Origin of the sequence: Streptomyces sp. NBC_01260 (assembly GCF_036226405.1) — a bacterium.
Classification (GTDB): Bacteria; Actinomycetota; Actinomycetes; order Streptomycetales; family Streptomycetaceae; genus Streptomyces; species Streptomyces laculatispora.
In genome coordinates, this window is the sequence record NZ_CP108464.1 from 4,094,327 (window position 1) to 4,107,018 (window position 12,692).

Here is a 12,692-nt window from a genome sequence, read left to right on the forward strand (position 1 = left end):
AAGGAGGCCGCCGTGGCCGGCGCGCTGAAGAACGTGACTGACGACTCGTTCGACGAGGTCGTCCTGAAGAGCGACAAGCCCGTACTGGTGGACTTCTGGGCCGCCTGGTGCGGTCCGTGCCGCCAGATCGCCCCCTCCCTGGAGGCCATCGCGGCTGAGCACGGCGACCGGATCGAGATCGTCAAGCTCAACATCGACGAGAACCCGGCCACCGCTGCCAAGTACGGCGTCATGTCCATCCCGACGCTGAACGTCTACCAGGGCGGCGAGGTCGCCAAGACCATCGTCGGCGCCAAGCCGAAGGCCGCGATCCTCCGCGACCTGGATGCTTTCATCACCGAGTAAGGCAGTACCGCCGTCCGATGTTTCACGTGAAACGGGCCCACCCCTCGGGGATGGGCCCGTTTCACGTTTCACGGCACCTACGGATCTCGGATCACAGCGGTCGCAGTGCCGGCTCCTTCTGGACCGCACCCAGCAGCCGGTCCAGGGCCAGCTCGACATCTTCCTTCCACGAAAGTGTCGTACGCAGCTCCAGTCTCAGCCTCGGGTGAGACGGATGCGTTCGTACGGTCTTGAATCCCACTGCCAGCAGATGGTCTGCGGGCAGCACGCAGGCGGGCTCTTTCCAGCGGGCGTCCCCGAATGCTTCGATCGCCTTGAATCCGCGACTGAGCAGATCCTTGGCGACGGTCTGCACCATGACCCGGCCGAGGCCCTGCCCCTGGTAGCCCGGCAGGATCAAGGCAGTCATCAGCTGGACGGCATCGGGGGAGACGGGGCTTGTCGGAAAGGACGCAGCCCGCGGAACGTAGGCCGGAGGTGCGTAGAGAACGAAGCCGACCGGGACATCATCGACGTAGACGACACGGCCGCAGGATCCCCACTCCAGCAGGACGCTGGAGATCCAGGCCTCCTTCTCGGCCCCAGGCCTGCCGGCCTTGACCGCAGCTGCCCCACGCACCGGATCAAGTTCCCAGAAGACACAGGAGCGGCAGCGCTCGGGAAGATCGGGAAGGTTGTCCAGCGTGAGCGGTGCGAGCCGACGCCCCATGAAGGCTGTTCCTCACTTCCCTCGCCCGCCGCATCGTGTGCGACGGGAGGTGTACTCCGTTCGCGGAGGTGGATCAACTGGATGTGGCCTGCCAGAACGCATCGTATCCACCACGGGATCAAGCTGACACCGAGAGAAAGCAAAGGGCGGGCTGTGTTCCGTCCTTCCGGAACACAGCCCGCCCAGCGTCGCTCCGAACGTCAGCTCTCCGCGTCCTCTGCCGACTCCTCCGACGGGCCGTGGTCCAGCACACGGCCTTCGCCGGGAGCGAGACTGCCGAGGATGCGGTCCAGATCCTCCATCGAGGCAAACTCGACGACGATCTTTCCCTTCTTCTGCCCGAGATCGACCTTCACTCGGGTCTCGAAGCGGTCCGAGAGCCTGGACGCGAGATCAGACAACGCCGGCGACAGCCGACCGCCCGCCCGGGGCCCCTTGGCCTTGGAGGCGCTCGTGGGCCGGGAGCCCATGAGCGTCACGATCTCCTCGACCGCACGCACCGAGAGCCCCTCGGCCACGATGCGGTGCGCCAGCTTGTCCTGCTCCTCGGAGTCATCCACCGACAGCAGCGCACGCGCATGTCCCGCCGAGAGCACCCCGGCCGCGACCCTGCGCTGCACCGGGGGCGACAGCCTCAGCAGACGCAAGGTGTTGGACACCTGCGGCCGGGACCGTCCGATGCGGTCGGCCAGCTGGTCATGCGTGCACTTGAATTCCTTGAGCAGCTGGTCGTACGCCGCCGCCTCCTCCAACGGGTTGAGCTGAGCCCGGTGAAGGTTCTCCAAGAGCGCGTCCAGAAGCAGCTTCTCGTCATCCGTGGCCCGGACGATGGACGGGATCCGCTCCAGACCGGCTTCACGGCAGGCCCTCCAGCGCCGCTCGCCCATGATGAGCTCAAAGCGCTCGGGGCCGATCTGCCGCACGACGACAGGCTGAAGAAGGCCCACCTCCTTGATGGAGGTGACCAACTCGGCAAGCGCATCCTCGTCGAACACCTCTCGGGGCTGACGAGGGTTCGGCGTGATGGAGTCGAGAAGAATCTCGGCGAAGTACGCCCCCGCCACCTCGCTCGGCCCGTCGGCCCCGCCTGGCTCCGAGACAGGCACGCTCGGCTCCGGCACCATGCCGAGCGTGGTCACCTTGGCGGCAGCCACTCCGCGCTCGGCCGTCATGACCGGAGCCGTTGCGGGAGAGGACGCACCAGCGCCGGTGGACGGCACCTGCCTCTCCTGCGGAGCGGCGGGGATCAGGGCACCGAGCCCTCGCCCCAACCCTCTACGACGCTCACTCACTGGATCCCCTCCGAAGTGTTCTGCTGGCTGTTCCGACTGCCCGTGTGGGCGTGCTGCGCCTCGTACTGCAACCCCGCCCCGCGCAGAGCGATCTCACGTGCCGCCTCAAGATATGACAGGGAACCGCTGGAGCCCGGGTCATAGGTGAGCACGGTCTGCCCGTAGCTCGGTGCCTCGGAGATCCTCACCGAGCGCGGAATGCTGGTGCGCAGCACCTCCTTACCGAAGTGGGTGCGCACCTCCTCCGCAACCTGCGACGCGAGCCTGGTCCGGCCGTCGTACATGGTGAGCAGGATCGTCGACACATGGAGGTCGGGGTTGAGGTGCCCCCGTACCAGGTCGACGTTGCGCAGCAGCTGCCCAAGCCCTTCCAGCGCGTAGTACTCGCACTGAATCGGGATCAGCACCTCGGCGCCGGCCACCAAGGCGTTGACCGTCAGGAGACCGAGTGAGGGCGGGCAGTCGATGAGGATGTAATCCAGCGGCTGCTCGTAGGCCTGGATTGCCCGCTGGAGTCGACTCTCCCGCGCCACCAGCGACACCAGCTCGATCTCCGCACCGGCGAGATCGATGGTCGCTGGGGCGCAGAAGAGACCTTCGACGTCCGGGACGGGCTGAACCACGTCGGAGAGCGGCTTGCTCTCCACCAGAACGTCGTAGATCGAGGGGACCTCGGCGTGGTGGTCAATCCCCAGCGCCGTGGAGGCGTTCCCCTGCGGGTCCAGGTCGACCACCAGAACACGAGCACCGTGAAGGGCAAGTGACGCGGCAAGGTTGACCGTCGAGGTGGTCTTACCCACTCCGCCCTTCTGATTGGCCACCACCATGACGCGCGTCTGGTCAGGCCGCGGCAGCCCCTCGCCGGCGCGGCCAAGGGCCTCGACCGCCAGCTGGGCCGCGCGACCGATGGGTGTGTCGTCCATCGGTGGCGGTGTTTCACGTGAAACACCGTCCACCGCCGATTCGGATCGGGGACCGGGGACCGGATCGGTCATCGGTCCCGCGATGTTGGCGTCGGACCGCAAGGATTCACTCTCCTCGACTTCAGGCTCGCAATGAGCAGAGCCTGCCATGCTTTCAGGGTCGCGAACCAGCGAGGCCCGCTCTTCTGTGGATGAATCCACTTCTGTGGACAACTCCGTAGCCCTAACGGGCCTGCGATGGCGAGGCGTGGCAGCCGCACGACCGCGGCCGATAATTCCATGCAGCAGAGAGCGACGTTTCACGTGAAACACGATGCCCCTGCAGCGTAGCTACAGGGGCACGACACTCCGCGCGGGGTAGGTACGCCTCCCCGCGCGAAGCATCACCAATACACGCGCTAAACGGTGCGTAACGGTCATGTACGCAACGCAACCGGATGAGTCAGCGACGACGGCGCGTCCGGCTGACCCTCGCGGCCTTGGCTCTCTTTGCGGCGAACCTCACACCACCCGGACTCTCGCCCACCACCACACGCACCACGGTGGACAGCGGATCAACGACACCCTCGCCCACATGCAGCACCTCGGTCTCCAGCACTCCGAGCTTGCTCAGGGCCGCCCTCGCGCCGTTGATCTCTTCCTCGGCGGTATCGCCCTTGAGTGCCAGCATCTCGCCGTACGGGCGAAGCAGCGGCACTCCCCAGCCCGCCAAGCGGTCCAGCGGAGCCACCGCCCGAGCCGTCACCACATGGACCGGCTGAAGCGTCCCCAGGACCTCCTCGGCCCGGCCACGGACGACCGTCACATGATCCAGGCCCAGGAGCTCGACGACCTCCTGGAGGAAATTCGTCCGCCGCAGCAACGGCTCAAGCAGGGTGATCTTCAGATCCGGCCGCACGAGCGCCAGCGGAATCCCCGGAAGCCCGGCACCCGAGCCCACATCGCAGACCGTGACGCCGTCGGGGACGACCTCGGAGAGCACCGCACAGTTCAGCAGGTGCCTCTCCCACAGCCGCGGCACCTCGCGCGGACCGATCAACCCTCGCTTGACCCCCGCATCGGCCAGCAGTTCGGCGTATCGGACGGCCTCAGGAAAGCACTCACCGAATACCTCCCGGGCCTCTTCGGGCGCCTGGGGAAGCTCTACTTCCTCCGTCACGGGAACCGTCCTTCCATACCGCACTACCGCACCATGGGTGGCTGACTATCAGGCTGACAAAGATCGGCCCCGTCTGCGAACAGACGGGGCCGACAGGAGAAGGGCCGGTCAGGCCGGAAGGACGACGACGAAGCGCTGCGGCTCCTCGCCCTCCGATTCGCTGCGCAGACCCGCGGCCGCAACCGCGTCGTGCACGACCTTGCGCTCGAACGGCGTCATCGGATCCAGCTTCACCGGCTCACCGGAGTTCTTGACCTCGTCCGCGGCCTTGGCACCCAGCTCGGCAAGCTCCGTGCGCTTCTGCGCCCGGAAACCCCCGATGTCGAGCATCAGACGGCTCCGGTCACCGGTCTCCCGGTGCACGGCCAGCCGCGTCAGCTCCTGGAGCGCCTCCAGCACCTCACCGTCGCGGCCCACGAGCTTCTGCAGTTCACGTGCCGACTCGCTGATGATCGAGACCGCGGCCCGATCAGCCTCGACGTCCATGTCGATGTCGCCGTCGAGATCGGCGATGTCGAGCAGGCCCTCAAGGTAGTCCGCTGCGATCTCCCCTTCCTGCTCAAGGCGGGTCAAGGTGTCGCTTCCCTCAGCGGCCGTGGAGGTGGTGCCTTCCGTCACGGATGGACTCCTTCTTACTTCTTGGACGGGTGCTTGGGCCGCTGCGGGCCCTTGCGCTGTCCGGACTTGGCTTGGCGTGAGGAGCCGGACGCGGGCTTGCCCGCCGGCTTGGGCTTGTCGTCCTGCGGCGCTTTCTTCTGCAGAGAGGTCGTGGGCTCCGACTCACTGGAGTCGGTGTCCTTGGCCCCGCTCTGCTGACCTGCACCGGTGTGACGCTGCGCCTTGGTCTGGCGCTTGGGCTGCTGACGCCGCTGCGCGGCGCCGCCCTCGGCGTCGGCCACGGCGGTATCGCTCTTCTCCACCGTGCCGTCCTCCTGGGCGGCGAGGCCGAGCTTGGCCAGTCCCGTGATGAACTTCCGCTCGATGTCATTGCGGTCCGGGCCCTTGGACACGATCCGCTTGACCGTATTGCGCTTGGTCCTGCCGCGCACCTCACCGTGGGTGGTGATGCTCTTCAGCAGACGTCCCAGGTACTGGTCCTGCGCCTTGCTGCCCGGCGTCGGGTTCTGGTTGATCACGTACATCTGCTGACCCATGGTCCAGACGTTGGTGGTCAGCCAGTAGACGAGGACACCGACGGGGAAGTTGATACCCATGACGGCGAAGATCAGCGGGAAGATGTACATCAGCATCTTCTGCTGCTGCATGTACGGCGTCTTGACCGTCAGGTCCACGTTCTTCGTCATCAGCTGGCGCTGCGTGAAGAACTGCGAGGCCGACATCATCACGATCATGACCGCGGTGACGACCCGGACATCCACCAGGGAGGCGCCGAGCGCACTGACCTTGTCCGCGCTGTCCATGAACTTCGCGGCCAGCGGAGCACCGAAGATGTGTGCCTGACGCGCGCTGTCCAGCAGCGACTGGTCGATGACACCGATCTTCTTGTTCGACGCGATGGCCGAGAGCACGTGGTACAGGGCGAAGAAGAACGGCGACTGCGCCAGGATGGGAAGGCACGAGGACAACGGGTTGGTACCCGTCTCCTTGTACAGCTTCATCATCTCTTCGGACTGACGCTGCTTGTCGCTCTTGTAGCGCTCCTGGATCGCCTTCATCTTCGGCTGGAGCACCTGCATGTTCCGCGTCGACTTGATCTGCTTGACGAACAGCGGAACAAGACAGATACGGATCAGCACCACGAGGGACACGATGGACAGACCCCAGGCCCATCCCGTGTCGGGGCCGAAGATCGCCCCGTACAACGTGTGGAACTGGACGATGACCCAGGAAACAGGCCATGTAATGAAGCTGAACAGACTGGCAATCGTGTCCACTAATCAGGCTCCTTGAGCATTGGGCGAAGTCTCTGCGGCCGAGCTCGGGAGATCGGTGGCCGATCCCCCGGGAGGCACATCAGCGGCGGAGTCCCCGCCCTTACCGCCGCGGAAAAGATCTCGCAGCAGTTCGTGCCAACGCGGACGTTTGCGTGGTGGTACGTAATCCACGCCGCCGGGTGACCACGGATTGCATCGCAGGATGCGCCAGGCTGTCAGCGCCGTTCCCTTGATCGCTCCGTGCCGGTCGATCGCCGTATATCCATAGTGGGAACACGACGGGTAGTAACGGCAGACAGGCCCGAGAAGTGGGCTGATCGTCCACTGGTAGAGCTTGATGAGAGCCAGCAGCGGGTACTTCATCGCGCGCCCCCTCCCAGTAGCCGCTGAAGGGCGGCGTCCAGGTCTCGGGCCAGCTGTTCATGGTCGGCGTCGCCCGCTCCGGGCAACGCGCGTACGACAACCAGGCTACCGGGGGGCAGCAGGGCCAGTCGTTCTCGGACCAGATGGCGAAGCCTTCGCTTCACCGCTGTGCGGACGACCGCGCCACCCACGGCTTTGCTGACAACGAAACCCGCACGCGGCGGGGGAGCAGTCTCCCCAGTCACGTGCGGGTCCGTTTCACCGCTGCGTAGATGGACGACGAGTAGCGGGCGGCCGGCCCGGCGTCCTCGTCGTACTGCGGTCGCGAAGTCCTCGCGCCGCCTCAGCCGATTCTCGGTAGGCAGCACGTCATAACGACCTGTACGCGATCAGGCGGACAGGTTGGCGCGACCCTTGCCACGGCGGGACGCGAGAATCGCGCGGCCGGCACGGGTGCGCATACGCAGCCGAAAGCCGTGGGTCTTCGCGCGACGACGGTTGTTCGGCTGGAAGGTGCGCTTGCTCACTCGGGGGCTCCAGAAATGATTCGTGTGTTGGCGGGACATCGCCTGGCTGTCACCGTGCGCCCACGAGAGACTCGCGTAAACGCCCTAGTGCACCGCTTCACAATCACAGATCGTGATCTTTGCCCATCGGAGGCAGGCGGCAGCAGCCATCGACAACTCGACCTGGTCACGGTACGCGCGGCTACGCCATCCGGTCAAACCAGCCTTGTCGCAGCCTCCATTGTGCACAGCCTGTGGACAACGACTTGAACCGCGCGGGTCGGCCTGACTACCGTGGCTGAACCCCGGTTCTTTTTCTTCCCGCCTGCCGGTCCTCACCCATCCCGACCCATCCCGTCCCGAGAAACACACATTCGTGGGACCAGCGAGAGAGCGTGCCTTGTGGCTGACGTACCTGCCGATCTTGCCGCAGTGTGGCCACGAGTGCTGGAGCAGCTCCTCGGGGAGGGCCAGCAGGGCATCGAGCCGAAGGACAAACAGTGGATCGAGCGGTGCCAGCCGCTCGCCCTGGTCGCCGACACCGCGCTGCTCGCCGTCCCCAACGAATGGGGCAAGCGGGTCCTGGAGGGCCGGCTCGCTCCGCTCATCAGCGAGACGCTGAGCCGCGAGTGCGGCCGCCCGATCCGGATCGCGATCACGGTCGACGACTCCGCGGGCGAGCCGCCGAACCCGCCGGCGCCCCCGATGCACCAGTCCCAGCAGCAGCACCGCTACCAGGGACCGCAGCACGACGAGCGGCAGCACAACGACTCCTACGACGGATACGGCCACCGGCCCTCGGACGACGGCATGCCGACCGCCCGGCCCGCCTACCCCGACTACCAGCAGCAGCGCCCCGAGCCCGGCGCCTGGCCCCGTTCCCAGGAGGACCTCTCCTGGCAGCAGCCCCGGCTCGGCGGATTCCAGGACCGCGACACCTCCGGCGAGCACTGGCGCGAGCCCTACGGAGGCGGCCGCTCCCAGCAGCAGCCGCAGCACGACTACCGCCAGCAGCCTCCCGAGCGCCAGGGTTACGAATCCCAGCGGCCCGAGCGCCACGACATGCAGGAGCCCCAGCACCGGCAGGGCGGCGGTACCGGCCGGCCCGGCGGGGTACCGGGGCCGATGGGCGCGCAGCCCGCGCCCGCACCGGGCCCCGGTGAGCCGCACGCCCGGCTGAACCCGAAGTACCTCTTCGACACCTTCGTCATCGGGGCGTCGAACCGCTTCGCTCACGCCGCGGCCGTCGCCGTCGCCGAAGCGCCCGCCAAGGCGTACAACCCGCTCTTCATCTACGGGGAGTCGGGACTCGGCAAGACCCACCTGCTGCACGCCATCGGGCACTACGCCCGCAGCCTCTACCCGGGCACCCGGGTGCGGTACGTGAGCTCGGAGGAGTTCACCAACGAGTTCATCAACTCGATCCGCGACGGCAAGGGCGACACCTTCCGCAAGCGGTACCGCGATGTCGACATCCTGCTGGTCGACGACATCCAGTTCCTGGCGAGCAAGGAGTCGACGCAGGAGGAGTTCTTCCACACCTTCAATACGCTCCACAACGCCAACAAGCAGATCGTGCTGTCCTCCGACCGGCCGCCCAAGCAGTTGGTGACCCTGGAGGACCGGCTGCGGAATCGTTTCGAGTGGGGTCTCACCACCGATGTGCAGCCGCCCGAGCTGGAGACGCGCATCGCGATCCTCCGTAAGAAGGCGGTGCAGGAGCAGCTCAACGCTCCGCCGGAGGTGCTGGAGTTCATCGCCTCGCGGATCTCACGCAACATCCGGGAGCTGGAGGGCGCCCTGATCCGGGTGACTGCCTTCGCCTCCCTCAACCGCCAGCCGGTGGACCTCGGGCTGACCGAGATCGTGCTGAAGGACCTGATCCCGGGCGGTGAGGACTCCGCCCCGGAGATCACCGCGCCGGCCATCATGGCGGCGACCGCGGACTACTTCGGGCTGACGGTGGAGGACCTCTGCGGATCCTCGCGCAGCCGCGTGCTCGTGACGGCACGCCAGATCGCGATGTACCTGTGCCGTGAGCTGACGGACCTCTCGCTGCCCAAGATCGGCGCTCAGTTCGGCGGCCGCGACCATACGACCGTGATGCACGCCGACCGGAAGATCCGCGCGCTGATGGCGGAGCGGCGCTCCATCTACAACCAGGTCACCGAGCTCACCAACCGCATCAAGAACGGCTGACGGACCACCACCTCGTCACACAGCCGCGCATCCGGGCACCGAAAGGGCGCTGGGGGACCCACCGGTCCCCCAGCGCCCTTCTCAGTTCCACGGGGCGCGGCCGGAGCCACCTGACCGGCAGCCGCGGCCCGGGGTCGCAAGCGCCCCCAGGAGAGACCCCGAGAGACCCGAGGAGACCCGGAAACGGCTCCCCAGCGGCTCCCACGCGGCCCCGGCAGGTCCCACATGCGCTCGGGCAGCGGTCCGAAAGGGCTCCGACAGCGGTGCGAAACGGCTCCGGCAGCGGTCCGGGTCGGCTGTGCGCGGGGTTCTCGGGGGTTCCGGCCCGTCCCGGCTGTTCGAATACCCGCCGTGGAGGGGCCGTTCTCCACAGATCTGGGCACAATCTCCCCTCCACAGCCTGGGGATTGAAAAGTTGTCCATACTGCTTCCACAGGCACGGCAGTCGATACTCCATCAGGCCAGCTCAGGGGCCTGGGGATTTGTGGTCAACAATGATCCACAGCCTGTGGACAAGTTTTTCGTCCACAGGGGCCCGTCATCGTTGTCCACCGGCTGCCCACAGGGAGGGCCTTCTTGTCCCCAGCTTCCGTCGGCTTCTCCACACCTCCGTCCACTGTTCGGCAACGTGACACCCGCTTTCACCGCACCGAGTGAAAGGCGTCACACCAAGAGGGTCGGTTGGGCTGTGGGGAAGCTGGGTAAAGCTGGGGACAGACCTGGGGAGAAACCCCCCTGCCCTGTGCACCGGTTGTGCAGAACTTTCGGGTGTCCACAGAAACCCCGGGTTGTCCACCGGTTCCACCCACAGGGTCGGTGGATAAAAAACAGGGCCTGACCTGCGGAAACGACGTTATCCACGGTTTCCACAGGCCCTACTACTACTACTACCTCTAGTTAGCTCGGAATCCGCTTCGAAGTGGGGCCTGTGCACAACTCGGCGCCGGAGCTCCCCGAACCTGTTGTCGCGACTTGACCCCGAGCAGCACCGAGTGTCGGTGCCGTACGTCAGACTGGTCCCCGGCGGCCTCCCCTCTCATCGGTGGAGCGACCCGACCAGACGACGAAGGCCAGCAGGGCGAGCGAGCAACAGCAGGAGGCGGTTCCGGTGAAGATCCGGGTGGAGCGCGATGTACTCGCGGAGGCTGTGGCCTGGGTGGCCCGTAGCCTCCCGGCCCGGCCGCCGGCGCCCGTTCTTGCGGGCCTTCTGCTGAAGGCTGAGGACGGCGCGCTCAGCTTCTCGAGCTTCGACTACGAGGTCTCGGCCCGGGTCTCGGTGGATGCCGAGATCGAGGAGGACGGCACGGTGCTGGTCTCCGGCCGGCTGCTCGCCGACATCTGCCGTGCCCTGCCCAACCGGCCGGTGGAGATTTCCACAGACGGTGTACGGGCGACCGTGGCCTGCGGCTCCTCGCGATTCACACTCCACACCCTTCCTGTGGAGGAGTACCCCGCGCTGCCGCAGATGCCGACGGCGACCGGAACGGTCCCCGGCGAGGTCTTCGCCTCGGCGGCCGCCCAGGTGGCCATCGCAGCGGGCCGCGACGACACGCTGCCCGTCCTCACCGGTGTGCGCATCGAGATCGAGGGCGACACGGTCACCCTGGCCTCCACCGACCGCTACCGCTTCGCGGTCCGCGAGTTCCTCTGGAAGCCGGAGAACGCCGACGCCTCCGCGGTCGCCCTGGTGCCCGCCAAGACGCTGCTGGACACCGCCAAGGCGCTCACCAGCGGCGACACGGTGACGCTGGCGCTGTCGGGCTCCGGCGCGGGTGAGGGTCTCATCGGCTTCGAGGGGGCCGGCCGGCGGACCACCACCCGGCTGCTCGAAGGCGATCTGCCGAAGTACCGCACGCTCTTCCCGACCGAGTTCAACACGGTCGCGGTCATCGAGACCGCCCCGTTCGTCGAGGCCGTCAAGCGCGTCGCGCTGGTGGCCGAGCGGAACACCCCGGTCCGGCTCAGCTTCGAGCAGGGTGTGCTGATCCTGGAAGCGGGTTCCAGCGACGACGCACAGGCTGTGGAGCGCGTGGACGCCGTCCTGGAGGGCGACGACATCTCGATCGCCTTCAACCCGACCTTCCTGCTGGACGGTCTGAGCGCGATCGACTCCCCGGTCGCCCAGCTCTCCTTCACGACGTCCACCAAGCCCGCGCTGCTCAGCGGCCGTGCCGCCGTGGATGCCGAGGCGGATGACGCGTACAAGTACCTGATCATGCCGGTCCGCCTCTCCGGCTGATCCGGTCACCGGTCCTGTCACGGCAGGCGACGACGGGCACGCTCAGCGCCGAGCATGCCCGTCGCCCTGTCCCCGGCCGGGCGTAGGCTCGGTCCTGGGTACGAATCGGCACAACGCTTAAGGAATCTCTGATGGAGCTCGGTCTCGTCGGCCTCGGCAAGATGGGCGGCAACATGCGCGAGCGCATCCGCCGCGCAGGCCACACCGTCATCGGTTACGACCGCAACCCGGACGTCGCCGATGTCCACAGCCTCGAAGAGCTTGTGGGCAAGCTGAAGGGCCCCCGGGTCGTGTGGGTGATGGTCCCGGCCGGCGCCGCGACCCAGTCCACGATCGACGAGCTGGCCGAGCTGCTGTCGCCCGGTGACATCGTCGTGGACGGTGGGAACTCCCGCTGGACCGACGACGAGAAGCACGCGGTCGAGCTCGGCATCAAGGGCATCGGCTTCGTCGACTGCGGCGTCTCCGGCGGTGTCTGGGGCCTTGAGAACGGCTACGCGCTGATGTACGGCGGCGACGCCGAGCACGTCGCGAAGGTCCAGCCGGTCTTCGACGCGCTGAAGCCCGAGGGCGACTTCGGTTCCGTCCACGCGGGCAAGGTCGGTGCCGGCCACTTCGCGAAGATGGTTCACAACGGCATCGAGTACGCCATGATGCAGGCCTACGCCGAGGGCTGGGAGCTCCTGGAGAAGGTCGACTCCGTCACCGATGTGCGCGAGGTCTTCCGCTCCTGGCAGGAGGGCACGGTCATCCGTTCCTGGCTGCTCGACCTGGCGGTCAACGCGCTGGACGACGACGAGCACCTGGACCAGCTCCGCGGCTTCGCCGCCGACTCCGGTGAGGGCCGGTGGACGGTGGAGGCCGCGATCGACAACGCGGTGCCGCTGCCCGCGATCACCGCGTCGCTCTTCGCCCGGTTCGCCTCGCGCCAGGACGACTCCCCGCAGATGAAGATGATCGCCGCGCTGCGCAACCAGTTCGGTGGCCACGCGGTCGAGAACAAGAAGTAGTCGAGAACAAGAAGCAGCAGCAACGAGGAGCGGGCCGGACCGGGCGTCCGCC

The 12,692-nt window shown here is 66.9% G+C and carries 13 protein-coding genes; 4 read left to right on the plus strand and 9 right to left on the minus strand.

The features are described 5' to 3' along the window. Positions 1–12 precede the first annotated feature (12 nt). Positions 13–345, plus strand: coding sequence for a thioredoxin (gene trxA, locus OG322_RS18195; protein ID WP_123460444.1), 333 nt, complete (start codon positions 13–15; stop codon positions 343–345). A 91-nt stretch (positions 346–436) separates the two neighbouring features. Here trxA and OG322_RS18200 read toward each other — a convergent pair whose 3' ends face one another. From OG322_RS18200 to rpmH, 9 genes are all read right to left on the minus strand, one after another. After that, on the minus strand, positions 437–1,054 hold the full coding sequence (locus tag OG322_RS18200) for a GNAT family N-acetyltransferase (RefSeq protein ID WP_123460443.1): 618 nt from the start codon (positions 1,052–1,054) through the stop codon (positions 437–439). 200 nt (positions 1,055–1,254) lie between these two features. Next, complete coding sequence (locus OG322_RS18205; RefSeq protein ID WP_123460442.1) at positions 1,255–2,346, minus strand: ParB/RepB/Spo0J family partition protein; 1,092 nt, start codon at positions 2,344–2,346, stop codon at positions 1,255–1,257. Further along, entirely contained in the window at positions 2,343–3,419 is a 1,077-nt protein-coding gene (locus OG322_RS18210; protein ID WP_123460441.1) for a ParA family protein, read from the minus strand. Before OG322_RS18210 ends, OG322_RS18205 begins: the two co-directional genes overlap by 4 nt. Before the next feature lie 292 nt (positions 3,420–3,711). Further along, a complete protein-coding gene (rsmG, locus tag OG322_RS18215) occupies positions 3,712–4,428 on the minus strand; it encodes a 16S rRNA (guanine(527)-N(7))-methyltransferase RsmG (RefSeq protein WP_123460440.1) in 717 nt (238 codons plus the stop codon). 108 nt (positions 4,429–4,536) lie between these two features. Beyond that, a complete protein-coding gene (locus OG322_RS18220) occupies positions 4,537–5,046 on the minus strand; it encodes a Jag family protein (RefSeq protein ID WP_123460439.1) in 510 nt (169 codons plus the stop codon). A 14-nt stretch (positions 5,047–5,060) separates the two neighbouring features. Further along, on the minus strand, positions 5,061–6,323 hold the full coding sequence (yidC, locus tag OG322_RS18225; RefSeq protein WP_123460438.1) for a membrane protein insertase YidC: 1,263 nt from the start codon (positions 6,321–6,323) through the stop codon (positions 5,061–5,063). 3 nt (positions 6,324–6,326) lie between these two features. Then, complete coding sequence (gene yidD / locus OG322_RS18230) at positions 6,327–6,686, minus strand: membrane protein insertion efficiency factor YidD (protein WP_078617610.1); 360 nt, start codon at positions 6,684–6,686, stop codon at positions 6,327–6,329. Beyond that, entirely contained in the window at positions 6,683–7,054 is a 372-nt protein-coding gene (gene rnpA, locus OG322_RS18235; RefSeq protein WP_123460437.1) for a ribonuclease P protein component, read from the minus strand. Before rnpA ends, yidD begins: the two co-directional genes overlap by 4 nt. 21 nt (positions 7,055–7,075) lie before the next feature. Then, positions 7,076–7,213, minus strand: a complete 138-nt coding sequence (gene rpmH, locus OG322_RS18240) for a 50S ribosomal protein L34 (RefSeq protein ID WP_030930485.1) — start codon at positions 7,211–7,213, stop codon at positions 7,076–7,078. 381 nt (positions 7,214–7,594) lie between these two features. Between rpmH and dnaA the strand changes: the two genes are divergently transcribed. The 3 genes from dnaA to gnd all read left to right on the plus strand — a co-directional run bounded on the left by dnaA (position 7,595) and on the right by gnd (position 12,640). Further along, entirely contained in the window at positions 7,595–9,391 is a 1,797-nt protein-coding gene (gene dnaA / locus OG322_RS18245) for a chromosomal replication initiator protein DnaA (RefSeq protein ID WP_123460436.1), read from the plus strand. A 1,108-nt stretch (positions 9,392–10,499) separates the two neighbouring features. After that, positions 10,500–11,630, plus strand: coding sequence for a DNA polymerase III subunit beta (gene dnaN, locus OG322_RS18250; RefSeq protein WP_123460435.1), 1,131 nt, complete (start codon positions 10,500–10,502; stop codon positions 11,628–11,630). Between the two features lie 131 nt (positions 11,631–11,761). Next, complete coding sequence (gene gnd, locus OG322_RS18255; RefSeq protein WP_123460434.1) at positions 11,762–12,640, plus strand: phosphogluconate dehydrogenase (NAD(+)-dependent, decarboxylating); 879 nt, start codon at positions 11,762–11,764, stop codon at positions 12,638–12,640. Positions 12,641–12,692 lie beyond the last annotated feature (52 nt).